This is a genomic window from Abyssibius alkaniclasticus, assembly GCF_020447305.1.
GTDB lineage: Bacteria > Pseudomonadota > Alphaproteobacteria > Rhodobacterales > Rhodobacteraceae > Abyssibius > Abyssibius alkaniclasticus.
Genome location: NZ_CP095732.1, coordinates 3132801 through 3151829 on the forward strand (window position 1 = coordinate 3132801; position 19029 = coordinate 3151829).

The window sequence follows — 19029 nt, forward strand, 5'->3', positions numbered from 1 at the left end:
CTAGCCGTATGCCCGCGCTGCCAGCAATGTTGCCAGCGCGGGCATCGGCAATTCCGCCTCCAGCAGTGCCACGCGTTCGGGGGTGAAATAGCCCGGTATATCGAGCATATTGACCGTTGCCACCAGCTGCCCTGCACCAAGCACCGGCAGGTTGATGATCGCCCCGCATCCCAGCCCGGCGATCGTGTCATAATCCGGAAACAGGTTGCGCACAGACGAAAGATCGTTGGATACAAAGCTTTCATGGCGGCCATGCACAACCTCAAACCAGGCGTTCATTTCAACCGGCTTGGTGCCCAGCAGCGGATAGGTCACCTCGTCATTCGAATAGGCGCGCCCGGCCAGCATCTTGTCCATATCGACCGTCATGACCGTGTAAAGCCTGACCGGCACGAGCGACTGCGCAAAGGCGTGCAGGGCTTCATGCGCCGCAAGGCTGGTTTTGGCTTGGGCAATCGCTGTTGCAAAATCATGCCGCGCCCGGCTCAGGTCAGTCATTTCGGTCTCCGTTATTCTGGGTCTCGCCCAGGCTGGCCGCATAAAGCTGGCGGCTGTATTCGTGCGTGAACGCTCCGGTTTTCAACACATTCGCGGGCGCAATTTCCACAATGCGGCCATGCTGCATTACGGCCATGCGGTCGCATAAAAACCCGACCACCGGCAGGTTATGGGTGACCATCAGGTAAGACAGGCCATGATCGGCGCGCAGCCGCACCAGAAGGTTCAGGATTTCGGCCTGCACCGAGACATCAAGCGCGCTGGTCGGCTCGTCCAGCAGCATGACCCGGGGGCGCAGGATAAGCGCGCGCGCAATGGCAACCCGCTGGCGCTGCCCGCCCGACATCTGATGCGGAAAGCGGAAGCGATAGCGGCGGTCGAGCCCGACCTCGTCCAAAGCAGCGTTGATGCGCTTGTCCTGGTCGCCCAGCCGGTGAATGGCCAGCGCCTCACCCAGAACCGCATCGACCGTTTTGCGCGGATGCAGGCTGGCATAGGGATCCTGGAACACCATCTGGCAGACGGGGGCAAGCGCACGGTCCGGGCCGTGGCCGCGCGGCGCATCCAATACCGAAATTTCGCCCTGCCATTCGGTTGCCAGCCCGCAAATGGCGCGCAGAATGGTCGATTTGCCCGAACCGCTTTCGCCCACAAGCGCAAAACTTTCGCCCAACGCCACATCAAAGCTGGCATCATGCACAACGGCCTTGCGGTCATAGGCGATGGTAACATTCCTCAGCGAAATCGCGGTCATGTGCCCCCCCATGTGCTGCGGTCCAGAACAGGCAATTCGCGGCGGTCTTCATCCATTTTCGGCACGGCGGCCAACAGCCCGCGCGTATAGGGGTGGCTGGCTTTGTGCAAATCGCGCGCCGCACAGCTTTCCACCACCTCGCCGCCATTCATCACCAAAATCCGGTCGCAGTAACGCGCGACAAGCTGCAAATCATGGCTGATCAGGATCAGCCCCATACCGTTGTCGCGCACCAGCACATCGATCAGGTCCAGCACCTGTGCCTGCACCGACACATCGAGCGCGCTGGTCGGCTCATCAGCAATCAGCAGGCTTGGGCGCAAGATCAGCATCATGGCGATCATCACGCGCTGACCCATGCCGCCGGAAAGCTGGTGGGGATACATGCGCACCACGCGGCTGGCATCGTGAATGCGCACAGCCTCCAGCATCTCGATCACCCGCGCCATAGCGGCGCGTCTGGAAATGCGGCTATGGGCGCGCAAGGCTTCGGTCAACTGGCGGCCAACGCGCATGACGGGGTTGAGCGAAAACTTCGGGTCCTGCATGATCATCGACATGCGCGCCCCGCGCATAGCGCGCATCTGGCGCGGGGTTTGGGCCATCAGGTCCACCCCCTCAAACTCCATTTTGCGCGCGGTGGCCATGCCGGGGCGCGGGGTCAGGCGCAGCAGCGCGCGCCCGGTCATCGACTTGCCCGAGCCGCTTTCGCCCACAATGCCCAGGCGTTCGCGCCCCAGTGTAAAGCTCAGGTCTTTCACCACATCGACCGGCCCTTGCGGCGTGGGGAAGGTCACGCGCAGCCCATCGACCGTCAACAAGGGCGCGGTCATGAATTGCCGCCTTTCTTCGGGTCCAGCGCATCGCGCAGCCCGTCGCCCAGAAAGCAGAAGCCAAGCGAGACGATGATGATGGCAAAGCCCGGCATGGTTGCCACCCACCATTGATCGAGGATGAAGGCACGGCCCCGCGCGATCATCGCGCCCCATTCGGCCAAAGGCGGCTGCGCGCCAAGGCCAAGAAAGCCAAGCCCGGCGGCGGTCAGGATAATTCCCGCCATATCCAGCGTGACGCGGATGATCATCGACGATGTGCAAAGCGGCAGCAAATGCCGGAAGATGATACGCGGATGCGAGCCGCCCAGCAGGCGCGTGGCGGCAATGAATTCCGAATTGCGGAAAGTAAGCGTTTCGGCGCGGGCCACGCGCGCATAGGCGGGCCATGTGGTAATGGCAATGGCGATGATGGCGTTTTCAATGCCCGGCCCAAGCGCGGCCACAAAGGCCAGCGCCAGTATGAGCTTGGGCATCGACAGGAAAATATCGGTGACGCCCATCAGAAACCGGTCGATCCAGCCGCCGAAATAGCCCGACACCACGCCAATGATCAGCCCCAGCGGGGCCGAGATGATGGCGACCAAGGCCACAATCATCAGCGTGATGCGCGCGCCATATACAACGCGGGCAAAGATATCGCGGCCAAGCTCGTCGGTGCCCATAAGATGCGCAGCCGAGGGCGGCAGCAGACGCGCATCAAGGTTCTGCCCGATCGGGCTTTGCGGCGCGATATAGGGGGCGAAGGCGGCGGTCAGCACAAGCGCCAGAATGATGATCGCCCCCGCCAGCGCCAGCGGGTTGCCAAGCAGGTTGCGCGCCACCCGCCAGCTATTGCCCAGATTCGCCTGCATCCGCGAGCCGGGCGCATCGCTGTTCAGCCAGGTTGAAACCGACATCAGCGCCCCCTTGGGTCCAACACGCGGTAAAGCACGTCGGATGTTTTGTTGATGATGATAAAGACCGCGCCGATGACCAGGGTCGCGCCAAGCACCGCATTCATATCGGCATTGAACAGCGCCACGGTCAGGTAATTGCCGATGCCGGGCCAGGAGAACACCGTTTCGATCATGACCGAGCCTTCAAGCAGCCCGGCGAATGACAGGCCGATCACGGTAATCAACGGCACGCGAATGGGGCCAAAGGCATGAACCCAGATCACCCGCCATTCCGAAACACCCTTCACGCGCGCCGTGGTCACATATTCCTGCCCCAGCTGGTCGAGCATGAAGCTGCGGGTCATCCGCGCGATATAGGCCATCGAGAAAAAGCCAAGGATGGTGGCGGGCAGCAGCAAATGGTCGACTGCGTTGCGGAAAATATCCCACTCACCCGCCATCATGCTGTCAACCAGCAAAAGGCCGGTGACGGGGTCGACCACGCCGTCATAGAACACATCCACCCGGCCCGGCCCGGCGACCCAGCCAAGCCCCGCATAAAACACCGCCAGCCCGACCAGCCCCAGCCAGAAGGCGGGCACCGAATAGCCGAGAAGCGCGAAAATGCGGATGAGCTGATCGCTCCAGCGGCCCTGATTCACCGCCGCATAAACCCCCAGTGGCACGCCAAGCCCAACACCGATGATAATGCCAAGGCTGGCCATTTCCAGTGTTGCGGGGAAAACGCGCGCCAGATCATCGGCCACCGGGCGGTTGGTGGAAACCGAGCGTCCAAGATCGCCCGCCAGCACATCGCCAACATAAGAGATGAACTGCACAAACAGCGACCGGTCCAGCCCCATCGCGGCGCGGGCAGCTTCATATTGCGCCTGAGTCGCGCGGTCGCCCACAACCGCAAGCACCGGATCGATCGGAACGATTCGGCCAATGAAGAAGGTTATGGCCAGCAGCCCCAAAAAGGTCAGCGCGACGACAATAACAAAGCCTGTAAAGGCTTTGAGCGTCATCATAGCAGGGCTTTGCGCCCACGAGCTGGTTCCGATTGTCGCGGCCATTCACGCGCCTCGTTTCAAAATACCTGTAACGCTTATGACAATTTTGTTTGCGTGACGCAAAATATTTTGCTTACATCAAAAAAATTATTCTGACACAGCCACCAACAGGGCAAACCGCGTGACCGTATCCGACTCAAAACTGACCCGGGCAAAAACCCCGCAAATCGGCCCGCTGATGCGCAAGCGGCGCAAGGCGCGCGGCCAGACCTTGCAGGAGCTTTGCGCGCAGGCCGGACTTTCGGTTGGCTACCTTAGCCAGGTCGAGCGTGGCAATGCGGTGCCAACCCTTGGCACCCTGGCGCAGATCGCGGCGGCGCTTGATGTCGGGCTTGATTACTTCATCATCGAACACAAACCCGCCGATGCGCTGAGCCGTGCCAAAGACCGGCCGCATTTTTCAATTGCCGGCTCGTCGATTGTCTATGAATCCATCAGCTCCGATTATCCCGGCTCCGAACTCACCTCGTATATCTTGCACATCCCGCCCGGCTATGTTTCCGAAACCGTCAGCCACGAGGGCGAAGAGCTGCTTGTGGTGCTTGATGGCGAGATCATTCAATCGCTCGGCGGCGAAGACTTCACCATGCGCCCCGGCGATGCGCTGCATTACGCCGGCACCACCCCGCATTCATGGGTGAACCCCGGCAATACCACGGCGCGGCTGCTCTGGACTGGCACGCTGACCGTTCTGCGCAGCGGTGAAACCAGGCGCCTGCCCCGTGTCACCGCCTCACCCACGTCACCAAAATGATCCACCCCCAACACTGGAGAGAGCCATGAAACTACTACGGACTGCCCTGCTGACCACCGCGCTTGTTGCGCCGCTGGCAGCCCCGCCCGCCTGGGCGCAAACCCCGCCCGATATTCTGGTCGTTGCCCAAAACATCGACGATATCGTGGCAATCGACCCGGCTCAGGCTTACGAATTCACCTCGGGCGAGCTTGTCACCAATATCTATGACCGTCTTGTGCAATACGATGCCGAAGACCCGACCGTGCTGGCCGCCGGCCTGGCCGAAAGCTGGGAGATTGACGCCGAAGCCAAGACCATCACCTTCAATCTGCGCGATGGGGCGACCTTCCATTCCGGCAACCCTGTCACCGGCGCCGATGTGGTCTATTCGCTTGGCCGCGTGATCAAGCTGAACCTGACACCGGCCTTCATTCTGGTGCAGCTTGGCTGGACACCTGAAAATGTCGATGAAATGGTTACTGCCGAGGGCAACACCGTCACCATCCGCTATGATGGCGATTTCTCGCCAGCCTTCGTGATGAACGTGCTGGCCTCGCGCCCGGCTTCGGTGGTCGATATGGCGCTGGTCATGGCCAATGAGGTTGATGGCGATATGGGCAATGCCTGGCTGAACGAAAACAGCGCAGGCTCTGGCCCCTTCAGCCTGCAAACCTACCGCCCGGCCGAGCTTGTGCGCCTTGCCGCCAACGAGAATTACTTCAAGGGCGCGCCCTTGGTTGACGGTGTGATCATCCAGCATGTGGCCGAATCCGCAACGCAGCAATTGCTGCTGGAATCCGGCGATGTGGATATGGCGAAAAACCTGACACCCGATCAGATCGCCTCGATCGACCCGACCGAAATCAACGTCGAAGTCTTTCCGCAAGCGGCGGTTCACTTCCTGTCCTTCAACCAGAAGGTCGACAGCCTGACACCGCCCGCCGTGTGGGAAGCGGCCCGCTATCTGGTGAATTACGAGGGCATGACCTCGACCATCATCAAGGGCCAGATGGAAGTGCATCAGGCGTTTTGGCCACGCGGCTTTCCGGGCTCGTATGACGAAACCCCCTACAGCTATGACCCGGAGCGCGCTGCGCAAATTCTGGCCGATGCGGGTATCGAACTGCCGATCACCGTTACGCTGGACGTGATCAACGCAGCCCCCTTCACCGATATGGCGCAATCGCTTCAGGCCAGCTTTGCCGAAGCGGGGATCAACTTCGAAATCCTGCCCGGCACGGGTTCACAGGTCATCACCAAATATCGTGAGCGCAGCCATCAGGCGATGCTGCTTTATTGGGGGCCAGACTTTATGGACCCGCATTCAAACGCCAAGGCCTTCGCCTATAATTCGGACAATTCCGATGATGCCTATGCCGCCACAACCACCTGGCGCAATGCCTGGGCCGTGCCCGAAGAGCTGAACCAGATGACCCGCGATGCGCTGGTTGAAACCGATGCCGAAGCGCGGCTCAACATCTACCGCGACCTTCAGCAGCGCGTTCAGGAAAGCTCTCCCATCATCATCATGTTCCAGGCCTCTTATCAGGTGGCAATGGACAATGATGTAAGCGGCTATGTGAACGGCGCGACCTCCGACTTTGTTTACTACCGTCTGGTCGACAAAGAATAACTCTCCCCAACTGCCGCCGGCACGCGCGTGCCGGCGGCTTTTTTGCGCGCATATTCCGGGCCATGCGCCAGCCGGTCGCGCATTTGGGCAGGTGCAAAACCAATTCGGGCGTTTGGGCTGCCCGCTTTCTACCTGGCGCGAAACGCCCAGTTGCGGCTTACGAAAAACGTTACCACAGCGGCGCTGCCGGTTGACAGGATCAACCCCGGAACTTCGGGGCCAAGGGCCAGCCACAGGTAAAGCGCCAGCAGGCTTTCATTGATCAGAAAGCCACCGATGGCGACCAGAATGAAGCGTTTGAACGCCGATGAGAGCGATGCGGTTTTCTGGGGAAACGAGAACCCGTAATGCCCGATGAAGCTCACCCCGAAAGCCACCAGAAACGCGGCAAGATTGGCAAACAGCGCCGCCATGCCCGCGCCGATCAGGCTGATGCCCACCAGCATATGCACCAGCGTTGCCAGCCCGCCAACCAGACCGAAGCGGATGAGTTGACCAAGCATCACTTGCCCTCGGATGTTGTTTCAATCTCTTCGGCGATGATGTAACCGGGGCGGCCCTTGACCTCGGCAAAGACCCGCGCCAGATATTCGCCCAGCACCCCGACCGAGATGAGCTGCACACCGCCAAGCAGGAACACCGCCACGGTCAGCGTTGACCAGCCGGGCACATCGACGCCAAAAAACAATGTGCGCAGAAAGATCCAGAAACCGTAAAGAATCGACAGAACCGCAATGCCAAAGCCAATGCCTGTCCAAACCCGCAGCGGCCAGTTGGTAAAGGATGTCATGCCCGTCAGCCCGTGGCGCAACAGGCTGCGAAACCCGAATTTGGAACTGCCGCCCTTGCGCGGCGCCAGCTTGATTGGCACCGCAATGCTGCGAAACCCGACCCAGCTGTAAAGCCCCTTCATGAAGCGGTTATTCTCGGGCAGGGCGCAAAGCGCGTTCACCACCTTGCGGTCCATCAGGCGAAAATCGCGGGCATCTTCAGGAATGCTGGTTTCCCCGCCATAGTTGATGAATTTGTAAAACACGCGGGTAAACAGCCGCTTTGCAATACCCTCATCCGCGCGGTTTGCGCGCACGGCATAGACCATATCATAACCTTCGGCACGGTGCTTGAGCATGGGCTCCAGATAGCTGATCGGTTCTTGCAGATCGGCATCGAGAATTACGACCGCATCGCCGCGCGCCGCGTTCAGCCCGGCCATGATCGCCTGTTCCTTGCCAAAATTGCGCGAAAACCGCAGCAGGCGCAGCGGGATGGTTTTGCCAATCTCCAAAGCCGCCGCACAGGTGCCATCGCGGCTGCCGTCATCTACGATGACAATCTCGAAACCCGGCACCAGGCGCGCCGCCTCGGCGGCAATCTGGCGCACGGTTTCGGCGATATTCGCCTCTTCGTTATAGGCCGGAACGATCAGCGACAGGCTTGGCGTGGCATGTGTCATTGGCCTGCCCCGCCATTCGCGGGCTCGACAAGCAGAAACCGCGCGCCGAACTGGCCCTCATTTGAAACGCTGTCGCCCAAAATCGCCTGAACCTGCGCCAGGTCTTCGGGCAACACGGCCACCGCATCGCGCGTGGTGTTTGCCGCAAGGCCGGCCAGCACAGCAGCATCGCTAGTGCTTTGCGCCCGCCCGTTGCTGTAAAACTCGCCCGAAAACGCGCGCGCGCCCCAATAGATGATCGGCATTTGCGGCTCCAGCGCACGCGCTTTTGCGACAAGCGCAAGCTCGGTATTGGCAGAAATGCGCATCGGTGCAAAATAGGCCAGGCCCGCCAGACCCAGATAGACAGCAAGCGTTGCCACCAGCGTGGCCGCTGTTGCCAGGCGCAAGATGCGCCCGCCCTGCCAGACCGCGCTGCACAAAAGCACCACCAAAATCGCCGCTGCGGGGATAGATGGCAGCACGTATGATGGCAGGATATTGGCCGCCGGCGTGAACAGGATCATCGGGGAGAGCGCCCAAAGCAGCAAATACATGCCAGCACCGCCCCCCAGGCCCTTGGCCGCCGCAAACAGGCGCACAGGCTTTGCCAGCAGCGCCAGTCCAAAAAAGGTCCAGGGCAGGAAAAACGCCAGCCCATAGGCCCAGATCAACCCTTTGGGGCGCGCATGGCCACGGCCATAAAGGTCGCCCTCCCAACCCGGCACGACAAACCGCTCGTAATGCTCGCCAATGATGAAATAGCGCAGAAAACCCGGCGTTTTCAGCTCGGCCGCCACATACCACGGCGCTGTAAGCAAGACCAGCACGGCCAGCCCGGTCCCCCAGGGCAAGCGCAGCAGCAGCGCCCAGCGATTGCCCAAAAGCAGCCAGAAAAACAGCGGAATGCCGGTTAACACAACCGCGGTCGGGCCTTTGGCCAGCATCCCCACGGCCAGCCCGACAAACAGAAGATTGCCCCAGATCCGCCGGTTTTCGGTTGCCGTGACGCAGTTGAAAAACGCCACCATGCTGAGCGTGGTGCCAAAAACCATTGCCATATCGGTTGCCACAAAGGCCGATGCGCCGAAAAACACCAGCGCGGCGGCAATCGCCACCACCGACAGCAGGGCAAGGTCGCGCCCCCAATGGCGGCGCACCCAGTCATGGCATAACCAGCCGGTTGCGAGCGCGGTTGCAAAAATCAGGATACGACCGCCAAACTGGCTGACGCCAAACAGCTTCATGCCAAGGGCCGAAAGCCATGTATGCAGGGGCGGCTTGCCCCAGAACGGCACGCCATAGTCAAATTGCGGGGTAATCCAGTCGCCCGTTTCAAGCATTTTACGGGCGATTTCGATATAGCGCCCTTCGGTCGGGTCGATCACCGGCAACCAGAATATCAGCATGAGCCGCGCAGCAATGAGCAGTAGCAATGTTGCCAGCAAGAACCGCCGCGCCGTGGCGCCAAGCCGAAATGTTTCCGCAGCGTTCAAACGCGCCTGTTGTTCACCCATAGTGCCACCTGCCTGTTTTACCTGCCGCACGAGTATAACCAAAGCGCGCCTCTAGCAACATGGCTTGCTTTTGGCATATGAAACAAACTGACCCGGCGCGCTGCGCCAATTCTACGGCCGTTTGCATTTCATAAGGACAATCACGTGACAGAAGCAGTATATTTGGGTGTCGATCTGGGCACATCGGGCCTTCGTAGCCTGCTGGTGCGCGAAAATGGCAATGTCATCGGATCTGCCGAGGCGGCCTGTTCGGCGCGCCATCCGCAATTCGGCTGGTCGGAACAGGATCCTGCCCAATGGCTTGCGGCCTTTGATGCTGTCATGCAAAAACTGCGCGCCGCCCATCCCAAAGAGCTTGCAGCACTTGGTGGCATTGGGCTGAGCGGCCATATGCATGGGGCCACTTTGCTGGATAGCGCCGACACTGTGCTGCGCCCCTGCATCCTGTGGAATGACACCCGCGCCAGCCAGCAGGCCGCCATGCTCGATGCCATGCCCGACATGCGCGCAATTACCGGCAATATCGTCTTTCCCGGCTTTACCGCGCCAAAGCTGATGTGGGTCGAGGCCCATGAACCCGAGATTTTTGCCAAAACCGCAAAAGTGCTGCTGCCCAAAGACTATCTGCGCCTCTGGCTGACGGGTGAGCATGTCAGCGATATGTCCGATAGCGCGGGCACATCCTGGATGGATGTTGGCGCGCGCGCCTGGTCGGACAAGGCTTTGGAGCTGACCCATATGCGCGCCGAGCAGATGCCAAGGCTGGTTGAAGGCAGTGCGGCGGGTGGCATGTTGCGCGCCGAATTACGTGGTAACTGGGGAATAAGCGGCCCGGTTGTTGTGGCGGGCGGTGCGGGCGACAATGCCGCCGCCGCCTGCGGGGCGGGCTGTTTTGCCGAAGGCAGCGGCTTTGTCTCGCTTGGCACATCGGGGGTGCTGCTGGCCGCGCGCGACCAGTTTGCGCCCGATGCGGCGACGGCAGTGCATACATTCTGCCATGCCGTGCCCGCGCGATGGTATCAGATGGGGGTTATTCTGGCGGCGACCGATTGCCTGAACTGGCTGGCCCGCAATCTGGGGCGCAGCGCCGGCGATCTTGCCACCGCCCTGCCCGATGCCGCCAATGGTCCGGGAAATGTGATGTTCCTGCCCTACCTTTCGGGCGAACGCACGCCGCATAACAACGCGCAACTGCGCGGGGCTCTTGTCGGGCTGGATGTGGCCGACACGCCGGAACAGCTTACCCAGGCGGTCATGGAAGGGGTGTGCTACGCCCTTCGCGACAGTCTGGAGGCGCTTTTTGTAACCGGCGCCAGGCTCAACCAGGTGTTGGCGGTTGGCGGTGGCACGCGGTCGCGCTTCTGGCTGGAAACACTGGCCTCAACGCTTGGCCTGCCGCTTTCACTGCCTGCCGGTGGCGAATTTGGCGCCGCCCTGGGTGCGGCACGGCTGGCGATTGCGGCATCGGGCGCGGCCGGGCTGGATGAGATCATGCAAACCCCGCCCATTGCCGAAACGATCGATCCGCGCGCCGATCTGGCCGAACGCTATGCGGCCGGTTATGCGCGCTACCGTGCGCTTTATCCGGCGCTGAGCGATGATAGCGCCTTGCGCGCGGGTTAGCCTGTCAGACGGGTGATTGCGCAAGATCACGAATGGTGAGCTGCGCAACACCCTCGATCGCATAGGCCGCAGCGCCCTTGGCCCAAAGCGCCCCGGCCCAATGGTGCGGTTCAATCGGCGGCAAGGGCGCGTCGACCTTTACGGCCATGCCGGTAATGTCTTTGTGCAGCGCGTCATCGTAAAGATGCGCAATCGTGCTGCGCGTGCCTGCCAGAATGATCAGCTGCGGGTCAAAAATATTCAACAGGCTGGCAATGCCCGTTGCCAGCATATGCCGCGCGCGCGCAAGCACTTTGCGCGCGGCGGCGTCACCCGCATCGGCGGCGGCAAAAACCTGCTGCACATCGTCATAGGCATCATTTTCCGCCTGCGCCGCCCGCAGAATGGCATATTCGCCCACATAGGCCTCCAGACAGCCACGCTGGCCGCATTGGCACGGCGCGCCATCAAACTCTACCTTGATATGGCCAAGCTCTGCCCCGCAGCCGCGCAGACCGCTGTAAAGCCTCCCCCCCAGCACAATGCCAAGCCCAACGCCATGTTCGATGGTCACAACCAGAAAATCATCGATACCTTGCGCCTTTCCGAACAAATGTTCGGCTTTGGCAACCAGATTGGCATCATTGCCAATGAAAACCGGGCATGGTGCGATAGCCTGCAATTGCGGACCCAGCGCAACATTGCGTGCCTTCAGCGAGGGCGACCAATGCACAAAGCCGGTTTCGGTGTTGATCTGCCCGGCGATGCCGACGCCGATTGCTGAGAGCGACTGGATCGGAATCCCCGCGCGATCACAGGACTGCGCGACGGCCATCAATATCATGTGACCCAGCGTATCGGCCGCCATGCAGGGCTGGGCGAGCGGCATTTCAAATTCGGCAATGTCACTGCCGGCAAAATCGGTCAGTTGCACACAAATACTGCGATGCGCAACATTCAGACCCGCCACCACATGCGCCGCACCGTTCAGCCTGAGCAGAACACGCGGCCGGCCGCGACGGGCCTGCCCCTGCTTTTGCTCAACCGGGGCGGGGCTTTCCAGCGGCATTTCAACAATCAGGCCCGCTTGCAAAAACTCGGCCGTAATTGCCGTAACCGTGGCCGGGCTGAAACCCGTCGCCTCGGCAATTTCAATACGCGCGATTGGTCCGGAATTGCGAATACTGTCCAGCACTTGCGTCCGTCCGCTATCACGCTTCACTCTCATCTATCGATTCGCTCCTAATATTTGGCGCACCATAGGGATTTGGCCCCGATACACCATGTATATTTAGAGATGTAGACGACATTAAGGCGAATTGTTATGCGGCAAAGCGCACTAATTACAATTTATGGTAAATAGACGCGCAAAACAGCCCCTGCCCCCCGGTTTGGTGGCGGAATGTGTTCTCATTGCGCCAATCTGCGCATTCATGTGTAATAAACACAAAAATTTGCGACGGAGTCGCGCGCGCTGAACGTATAACAGCCCAGACCCCTATTCATGCAGGATGCCAGATAGTGTTACGCACCTTATTTTCGCTCGTCATATCGGCTGCCGTATTGGCCGGTGCTTATGTCTATACATTTGGCGTTCCAGGCTCAGTTGCCGCCTATTTTGGCCCCCAGCAAGCGGCAGACAGTTCTGCCGGCGCCGCTCCATCCGGGCGCGGTGGTGGCGGGCAGTTTGGCGGGCGGGGCGGCGGGCGCAGCACCACTGTTGTACTGTCGCCGATTGAAATCCAGCCCTATCAGGATGTGTTGCGCGCGATTGGCACGGCAACCGCGCTGCGCAGCACCAATGTCATGGCCGAAGTTTCGGGCGAGGTGACGGCCGTCAATCTTGAAGCAAACCAGATGGTCGCCGCGGGCGATATTCTGATCGAGCTTGAGGCCCGGAACGAAGCCCTGAATCTGGAAATTGCCGAGGCCGAACTGGCCTATGCGCGTGAAACCGTGGCGCGCTACGAGCAATTGCAAACCAATGGCAACTCTACCGTCACCGGGGTTGCCCTTTCCGAAGCGCGGCTTGCGCTGAGTCTGGCCGAGGCCAAGGCCGGTCTGGCGCGGGTTTCGCTTGATAATCGCACGATTCGTGCGCCAATCGCCGGCCGGCTGGGGCTGAGCAGCATGGATGTTGGCGACAGCCTGGCCAATGGCAGCCTGATTGTGACCATCGACAATGCCGAAGCGCTGATTGTCGAATTTGAACTGCCCGAGCGTGCCATCGGTATTTTGCAGCCCCAACAGGTTGTGCGCGCCATGACACCCACCTTTGTGGGGCGGGTATTTGAAGGCCGCGTCACCTCGTTTGACAGCCGGGTAGACCCTGTGACCCGCAGCGTGACCGTGCGCGCCCGCATTGAAAACCCCGACGGGCTGCTTTGGTCGGGCATGACATTTTCTGTTGAACTCAGTCAGGCCAGCGCGCCATTGGCGATGGTTGCCTCAACCGCGATCACCTGGTCGCAAAGCGGTGCCAGCATCTGGATCGACAATGACGGCGCCGCTTTGGCCGTGCCGGTTACGATATTGTATCGGCAGGATGAAAGCGTTTGGCTGGAGGTTGACCTGCCCGAAGGCACATTGGTTGTAACCGAAGGCGCACAAAAGCTGCGCGATGGCGCTCCCATCACCTCTGCCGATGCACCGCGCGGGCGCAACAGCGCCGGCGATGCAGCCGCACCGAACGCCCGCCGGGACACGGCGCCGCGCGCGGGGGCACCGACATGAACACGCCCGAAAAATCGGGCTTTGCCAGCCTGTTCATTGCCCGCCCGATATTTGGCATCGTCATCAACCTGCTCATCCTCATCGCAGGTATCGCCGCGCTGCTGACGGTTGATGTGCGCGAAATGCCCGATGTTGACCAGCCGGTGCTTTCGGTGCGCACAACCTATGAAGGCGCTGTGCCCGCCGTGGTTGATCGCGAGGTCACGCAGGTGCTGGAAGATGCGCTAAGCGGGCTTGACGGGCTGTCCTATATCGAATCCAGCTCCTCCAGCGGGTCCAGCCGCATCACGCTCGACCTGTCGTCAGGCACCGATATCGACGTGGCCGCCAACGAGGCGCGCGAGATCGTTTCCGAAACCATGCGCCAGCTGCCCGACGGCATCGACACGCCCGCCGTGCGCAAAAGCGATTCCAACGGCGATGCCATTATCCGCCTTGCAGTTATGGGCGATGTGCCGCTGGCCACGCTTACCGATATTGCCGAAACCACAATCTATAACCGGCTCGCACTTGTCGATGGCATTGCCGAGGTGACCATTCGCGGCGATCAGGCTTACGAGTTTCGCGTCACACTTGATATGCCTTCGCTGCTTAGCCGCGGGCTGACCATGACCGATGTTGCCAATGCGCTTTCGGCGCTGCGCGTCGACACGCCGCTTGGCACATTGGAAACCAGTTCGCAAACGATGGCGCTGAGCGTTGGCAATGCCGATGTCACGGTTGACATGGTCGGCCAGATGCCGATCAACGCCACAACGCGCGTGGCCGATGTGGCTTTCGTGCAATACACCACACAGGCGCGCAATTCGACAGCGCGGGTCAACGGGCAGGTGGCGATCAGCGTTGAAATTACCCGCCAGTCGGTGGGCAATACCCTGACCATATCCAAGGATGTGCGCGCCGCGGTTGAAGAACTGCGCCCGCAAATGCCCGAAGGGGTTGATCTGCTGATCACGTCTGATGATGGCGTGTTCATCGAAGGGTCTATCAACGAGGTGATCAAATCCATCGGCCTTGCCACGCTTATCGTTGTGGTGGTGATCTTCGCCTTTTTGCGCTCGCTGCGCGCCACGATCATTCCGGCCGTCACCATCCCGATTGCGCTGCTTGGCACGATTGCCGCCATTTCGCTGGCCGGGTTTTCTGTCAACACGATCAGCCTGCTGGCGCTGGTGCTGGCGACAGGCATGGTGGTTGATGATGCGATTGTGGTCATTGAGAATATCGTGCGCAAGCGCAAACAGGGCATGGGGGCATTTGCCGCCGCCGCCGCGGGCACCAACGAGGTGTTCTTTGCGGTCATCTCAACCACGGCGACACTGGCGGCAGTGTTCATCCCCATTTCCTACCTGCCGGGCCAGGCGGGGGGCGTGTTCAGCGAATTCGGCCTTGTGCTGGCCTTTGCGGTTACGCTTTCATCGGTCACTGCGCTGACACTGGCGCCCGTGCTTGCCGCCTTTCTGGACCCCGGCAAAACCTACACGCCCGAAACCCCGCGCGAACCCATGCGCATTCGTGCGTTCAACGCAGTCATGGACCACGCCATTCGCACACCGCTTTTGGTGATCTCGGTCGCCATTGGCTTTGTCATCATTTCGGCGGGCGCGGCGGGCACGCTTTCATCAACCGTTACACCCGAAGAGGACCGCGGCTTTTTCCTTGTCTTTGCGCGCGGCGCATCGGATTCCACCGTCGACTATCTGGAAACCCAGATCGTGCAAATCGAAGACCTGCTCACCCCCTACCGCGAAAGCGGCGAGGTGAGCGCCGTGCAAAGCATCATATTTGGCAGCAGCGCGCTTGCCATTGTGCGGCTGGATGACTGGGCCAATCGCAGCCGCAGCCAGCAGGAAATCATTGCCGAGCTGAGCGCGTCGCTTGGCTCTGTCGCCGGGGTTCAGGTTTCCGCGCGTTCGTCCAACAGCCTCAACATCCGTGGCGGCGGGCAAGGGCTGGGCTTTGCTGTAAGCGGCACCAATCTTGCCGATATGACCGCCGCCGCCGAAACCCTGGTTGCCGCAATGGCCGAGGATCCGACATTCCTGAACCCGCAAATGTCGAGCGTATCTGTCGAGCCGCAGTTGCAGGTGCAATTCGACGATGATCTGGTTGGCTATTTCGGGCTGGACGAGGCCGAAATTTCGCGCACGATCAGCAATATGATTCAGGGTGTGACGGCTATTGATGTCTTCGTTGACGATGCCGCGGTTGGCGTGAATATCGTGCCCGGCGGTCCGCCCATCGACGATGAATCCGACCTTGAATCCATCTTCATCCGCCTGCCCGGCGGCGCCTATATCCCGCTTTCGGCGGCCGCAACGCTGAAAACCGTGGTGACAGAAGCGGGCCTGGTGCGCCAGGGCGGCGCGCTTGCGGTCTCGGCCCAGGCCAATTTTGGCGAAGGCGTCGATCTGGGCACGGCGATGGAGCGGCTGAGCGCGCTTGCCGCCGAGACACTTCCAAGCGGCATGAGCATCATTTTCACCGGCGAGGCCGCAGCACTCGCGGCGTCTGAAAGCGCCATGTATACGGTGTTCGGCGTGGCCTTCCTGATTGTGCTGCTTGTGCTTGCCGCGCAGTTTGAAAGCTTCGCCAGCGCGATTGTGATCATGATGACCGTGCCCTTCGGGCTGGCCGCCGCATTGCTGGCCATCAAGCTTACCGGCGGTTCGCTCAACTATTACAGCCAGATCGGGCTGGTAATGCTGATCGGGGTCATGGCCAAGAACGGCATTCTGATTGTCGAATTCGCCAACCAGCTGCGCGAGGCGGGCCAGGATATCGACACCGCCATCCGCAACGCCTTGCGCCTGCGCATCCGCCCGGTTCTGATGACGATGATCTCGACCGTGTTTGGCGGCCTGCCACTCATCCTGACCTCGGGGCCGGGGGCCGAGGCGCGGATTGCGGTGGGTTGGGTCATTGTGGGCGGGCTTGGCTTTGCCACCGTGTTCACCCTGTTTCTGACGCCGGTATTTTACCGCTGGGTGGCAGTATGGGGTGCAGCGCCCGGCAGTTCTGCCACGCGCTTGCAGCGCGAACGGGCCGAACATGCGCCAAACGAGCCCGCGCTATAGCGGCCAGACCAGCAAGATCATCGGCAGGGCCACGACAATCACCAGCACTTCCAGCAGCAGCCCCATGCGCCAGTAATCGCCAAACCGATAACCGCCGGGGCCAAGGATGATGGTGTTGTTCTTGTGCCCGATCGGGGTAAGAAAGGCACAGGATGCGGCCACGGCCACGCTCATCAGCCAGGCATCCGGGTTGGTCGCCGTCGCTGCCGCCATGCCCACGGCAATGGGCGCGGCGATCAGCGTTGTGGCGACATTGTTCAGAAAATCCGAAAGGGTCATGGTGACAACCATAAGCGCCAGCAGCGATACCCAGGCCGGAAACCCCTGTGTGAGCAGCAGGATTTGCGAGGCGATCAACTCCGCCCCGCCCGAACGCTCGAACGCTTCGGCCAGCGGGATCAGGCTGGCCAGCAGCACGATCACCTTCCATTCGATCGAATTGTAAACCTCGTTGCCAGACACAAGCCCGATGGCGATCAGCCCGATAACAGCAGCAGAAAGGGCCACAGGAAGCGTGGCCCAGCCCAGCACCGCCACCCCAATCGCCGCCAGGAAAATGGCAATCGACAGCCCCGCCTTGGAACGTTGCACAACCTGCGTTTCGCGCCCCTCCAGCGGCAATACGCCCAGATAGGCGGCCGCCGCCGCATTGCGCCGCGCATCGCCCAGCAGCAAAAGCACATCGCCGGGCCGGATGGTGAGCAGGCGCACCCGGTCGGAAAACCGCTTGCCGTTGCGCGACACGCCCAGCAGCGTAACCGAATGCCGGTATAAAAGCTGAAGGCTGCGCGCCGTGCGCCCGACAATGCGCGCCCCTTCCGGCACGATCGCTTCGCTCAGTGTCAGCCCGCCCGATGTCAGGCGTCCTTCCGATTTTTCCGCACCCGAAAATTCCAGCGCGCCCTTGCCCATGAAGGCTTCAATCGCCTTTGGCTCGCCTTCAACCACCAGAAAATCGCCGGCGCGAATTTCCTGCTTTGCAGCGAAACCCGGCAGGCGCTTGCCGCTGCGCACCAGCCCGAGAATATGCACATCATGCTCGTCTGCCAGCGGATACAGGTCTGCCACGCTGGGCGTGCCTTCGATCGATTTTTCGCTGACGCGCAATTCAGAGATATAGCGGCCTTCAGCTGTTTCGGCCTTCGAGCCGAACGCCCCGTCGCGTTTGGGCAGCAAGCGCCAGCCAAGCAGCGCAACATAGGCAATGCCCGCCAGCGCCACGGTCAGGCCGACCGGCGTAAAGTCGAACATGCCAAAGGGTGCGCCAAACACATCCTGGCGATAGGCGGCGATAACGATATTCGGTGGCGTGCCGATCAGCGTGATCATGCCCCCAAGAATGGTGGCGAAAGACAGCGGCATCAGCGACAGGCTGACCGCGCGCTTGGCTTTGGACGCGGTATCAAGGTCCAGCGGCATCAGCAAGGCAAGTGCCGCAACATTGTTGATAATCGCCGAAAGCCCGGCCCCGACCACCGCCATTATGGCAATATGCAGCGGCAGGGGGCGCTCGGCATCCAGCAGCCGCGCAGCCAGCTTTTCAATCGCGCCAGAGCCCACAAGCCCGCGCGATACGATCAACACCAGCGCAATGATTGCCACCGCCGAATGCCCAAAGCCTGAAAACACCTCGCCTGCCGGCACAAGCCCAAGCATGGCCGCCAGCACCAGCGCGCCAAAGGCCACAAGGTCATAGCGCAACCGGCCCCAGACCAGCAGCGCAAACAATATTGCAAAAATTCCGATAATCAGCGTCTGGTCAGATGGCATTGCAATCTTCTTTATGAATCTCGGGCTTGCAGGTTTACATATCTCAGCCAATCAAGCGCGGCAAAGTTGCGATTTTTTGTCAGAAACCGGGGAGTCCTGCCTAATATCAAGTTAAATTGGCAAATATGGCGCAAGTTGCTTGCTATTTGGCCGCACAAAGCCCATGTCCGGGGGGCGACGTTACCTCTATCGGCGATTCTGCTCCTTTTGGCTCAGTCTTTCGATCTTGAACTGACTTAGCCACGCTGCCGCATCCTGCGGGCAGATTTATTCAGGAGAACGACGATGGCTACTGGCACCGTCAAATGGTTTAACACAACTAAAGGCTTCGGCTTCATCGCGCCCGATGGCGGCAGCAAAGATGTATTCGTGCATATTTCTGCTGTTGAGCAGGCTGGTCTTTCGGGTCTGAAAGATGACCAGAAAGTCACCTTCGACATCGAAGCCGGCCGCGATGGCCGCGAAAGCGCGACGAACATCGTTCTGGCCTAAG

General features: G+C 60.6%; 16 protein-coding genes. 6 read left to right on the forward strand and 10 right to left on the reverse strand.

The features are described 5' to 3' along the window. The 5 genes from LGT41_RS15550 to LGT41_RS15570 are packed head-to-tail and all read right to left on the reverse strand — an operon-like array spanning nt 1 to nt 3994. Complete coding sequence (locus LGT41_RS15550) at nt 1–498, reverse strand: GAF domain-containing protein (RefSeq protein ID WP_274127864.1); 498 nt, start codon at nt 496–498, stop codon at nt 1–3. Then, complete coding sequence (locus tag LGT41_RS15555; protein WP_274127866.1) at nt 491–1252, reverse strand: ABC transporter ATP-binding protein; 762 nt, start codon at nt 1250–1252, stop codon at nt 491–493. Before LGT41_RS15555 ends, LGT41_RS15550 begins: the two co-directional genes overlap by 8 nt. After that, nucleotides 1249–2085, reverse strand: a complete 837-nt coding sequence (locus LGT41_RS15560) for an ABC transporter ATP-binding protein (protein ID WP_274127868.1) — start codon at nt 2083–2085, stop codon at nt 1249–1251. Before LGT41_RS15560 ends, LGT41_RS15555 begins: the two co-directional genes overlap by 4 nt. Continuing rightward, on the reverse strand, nt 2082–2984 hold the full coding sequence (locus LGT41_RS15565) for an ABC transporter permease (RefSeq protein ID WP_274127870.1): 903 nt from the start codon (nt 2982–2984) through the stop codon (nt 2082–2084). The genes LGT41_RS15560 and LGT41_RS15565 overlap by 4 nt, the downstream gene beginning before the upstream one ends. After that, nucleotides 2984–3994, reverse strand: a complete 1011-nt coding sequence (locus LGT41_RS15570; RefSeq protein WP_274127872.1) for an ABC transporter permease — start codon at nt 3992–3994, stop codon at nt 2984–2986. Before LGT41_RS15570 ends, LGT41_RS15565 begins: the two co-directional genes overlap by 1 nt. 163 nt (nt 3995–4157) lie before the next feature. On the opposite strand from LGT41_RS15570, the gene LGT41_RS15575 reads away from it, so the two are divergent. Continuing rightward, the gene (locus tag LGT41_RS15575) at nt 4158–4790 is read left to right on the forward strand and encodes a helix-turn-helix domain-containing protein (protein ID WP_274127874.1); all 633 of its coding nucleotides are present in this window, start codon (nt 4158–4160) and stop codon (nt 4788–4790) included. A 25-nt stretch (nt 4791–4815) separates the two neighbouring features. Further along, nucleotides 4816–6405, forward strand: coding sequence for an ABC transporter substrate-binding protein (locus LGT41_RS15580; RefSeq protein WP_274127876.1), 1590 nt, complete (start codon nt 4816–4818; stop codon nt 6403–6405). 128 nt (nt 6406–6533) lie between these two features. Here LGT41_RS15580 and LGT41_RS15585 read toward each other — a convergent pair whose 3' ends face one another. The 3 genes from LGT41_RS15585 to LGT41_RS15595 are packed head-to-tail and all read right to left on the reverse strand — an operon-like array spanning nt 6534 to nt 9354. Next, the gene (locus LGT41_RS15585) at nt 6534–6908 is read right to left on the reverse strand and encodes a GtrA family protein (protein ID WP_274127878.1); all 375 of its coding nucleotides are present in this window, start codon (nt 6906–6908) and stop codon (nt 6534–6536) included. Next, a complete protein-coding gene (locus LGT41_RS15590) occupies nt 6908–7858 on the reverse strand; it encodes a glycosyltransferase family 2 protein (protein WP_274127880.1) in 951 nt (316 codons plus the stop codon). The genes LGT41_RS15585 and LGT41_RS15590 overlap by 1 nt, the downstream gene beginning before the upstream one ends. Next, nucleotides 7855–9354 (reverse strand): ArnT family glycosyltransferase, encoded by a 1500-nt coding sequence (locus LGT41_RS15595; RefSeq protein ID WP_274127882.1) that lies wholly within the window; start codon nt 9352–9354, stop codon nt 7855–7857. The genes LGT41_RS15590 and LGT41_RS15595 overlap by 4 nt, the downstream gene beginning before the upstream one ends. A gap of 144 nt (nt 9355–9498) precedes the next feature. Between LGT41_RS15595 and xylB the strand changes: the two genes are divergently transcribed. Continuing rightward, entirely contained in the window at nt 9499–10977 is a 1479-nt protein-coding gene (xylB, locus tag LGT41_RS15600; protein WP_274127883.1) for a xylulokinase, read from the forward strand. Nucleotides 10978–10981: 4 nt separating this feature from the next. On the opposite strand, the gene LGT41_RS15605 is transcribed toward xylB, so the two are convergent. Continuing rightward, nucleotides 10982–12184 (reverse strand): ROK family transcriptional regulator, encoded by a 1203-nt coding sequence (locus tag LGT41_RS15605; protein WP_274127884.1) that lies wholly within the window; start codon nt 12182–12184, stop codon nt 10982–10984. 293 nt (nt 12185–12477) lie between these two features. Between LGT41_RS15605 and LGT41_RS15610 the strand changes: the two genes are divergently transcribed. Both LGT41_RS15610 and LGT41_RS15615 read left to right on the forward strand, forming a co-directional pair. Continuing rightward, nucleotides 12478–13689 (forward strand): efflux RND transporter periplasmic adaptor subunit, encoded by a 1212-nt coding sequence (locus tag LGT41_RS15610; protein ID WP_274127885.1) that lies wholly within the window; start codon nt 12478–12480, stop codon nt 13687–13689. Further along, entirely contained in the window at nt 13686–16766 is a 3081-nt protein-coding gene (locus tag LGT41_RS15615; RefSeq protein WP_274127886.1) for an efflux RND transporter permease subunit, read from the forward strand. Before LGT41_RS15610 ends, LGT41_RS15615 begins: the two co-directional genes overlap by 4 nt. Here the strand turns inward: LGT41_RS15615 and LGT41_RS15620 are convergent. Further along, nucleotides 16761–18536, reverse strand: a complete 1776-nt coding sequence (locus tag LGT41_RS15620) for an SLC13 family permease (protein WP_274127887.1) — start codon at nt 18534–18536, stop codon at nt 16761–16763. The two genes, LGT41_RS15615 and LGT41_RS15620, sit on opposite strands and share 6 nt — an antisense overlap. A gap of 285 nt (nt 18537–18821) precedes the next feature. Here LGT41_RS15620 and LGT41_RS15625 point away from each other — a divergent pair, with 285 nt between their 5' ends. Then, the gene (locus LGT41_RS15625; protein WP_274127889.1) at nt 18822–19028 is read left to right on the forward strand and encodes a cold-shock protein; all 207 of its coding nucleotides are present in this window, start codon (nt 18822–18824) and stop codon (nt 19026–19028) included. The last annotated feature ends 1 nt before the right edge of the window (nt 19029 follow it).

Coding starts and splice junctions, on each gene's coding strand:
- LGT41_RS15550 (WP_274127864.1), bottom strand. CDS start 498: ATGACTGACCTGAGCCGGGCGCGGCATGATTTTGCAACAGCGATTGCC.
- LGT41_RS15555 (WP_274127866.1), bottom strand. CDS start 1,252: ATGACCGCGATTTCGCTGAGGAATGTTACCATCGCCTATGACCGCAAG.
- LGT41_RS15560 (WP_274127868.1), bottom strand. CDS start 2,085: ATGACCGCGCCCTTGTTGACGGTCGATGGGCTGCGCGTGACCTTCCCC.
- LGT41_RS15565 (WP_274127870.1), bottom strand. CDS start 2,984: ATGTCGGTTTCAACCTGGCTGAACAGCGATGCGCCCGGCTCGCGGATG.
- LGT41_RS15570 (WP_274127872.1), bottom strand. CDS start 3,994: ATGATGACGCTCAAAGCCTTTACAGGCTTTGTTATTGTCGTCGCGCTG.
- LGT41_RS15580 (WP_274127876.1), top strand. CDS start 4,816: ATGAAACTACTACGGACTGCCCTGCTGACCACCGCGCTTGTTGCGCCG.
- LGT41_RS15585 (WP_274127878.1), bottom strand. CDS start 6,908: ATGCTTGGTCAACTCATCCGCTTCGGTCTGGTTGGCGGGCTGGCAACG.
- LGT41_RS15590 (WP_274127880.1), bottom strand. CDS start 7,858: ATGACACATGCCACGCCAAGCCTGTCGCTGATCGTTCCGGCCTATAAC.
- LGT41_RS15595 (WP_274127882.1), bottom strand. CDS start 9,354: ATGGGTGAACAACAGGCGCGTTTGAACGCTGCGGAAACATTTCGGCTT.
- LGT41_RS15605 (WP_274127884.1), bottom strand. CDS start 12,184: ATGAGAGTGAAGCGTGATAGCGGACGGACGCAAGTGCTGGACAGTATT.
- LGT41_RS15615 (WP_274127886.1), top strand. CDS start 13,686: ATGAACACGCCCGAAAAATCGGGCTTTGCCAGCCTGTTCATTGCCCGC.
- LGT41_RS15620 (WP_274127887.1), bottom strand. CDS start 18,536: ATGCCATCTGACCAGACGCTGATTATCGGAATTTTTGCAATATTGTTT.
- LGT41_RS15625 (WP_274127889.1), top strand. CDS start 18,822: ATGGCTACTGGCACCGTCAAATGGTTTAACACAACTAAAGGCTTCGGC.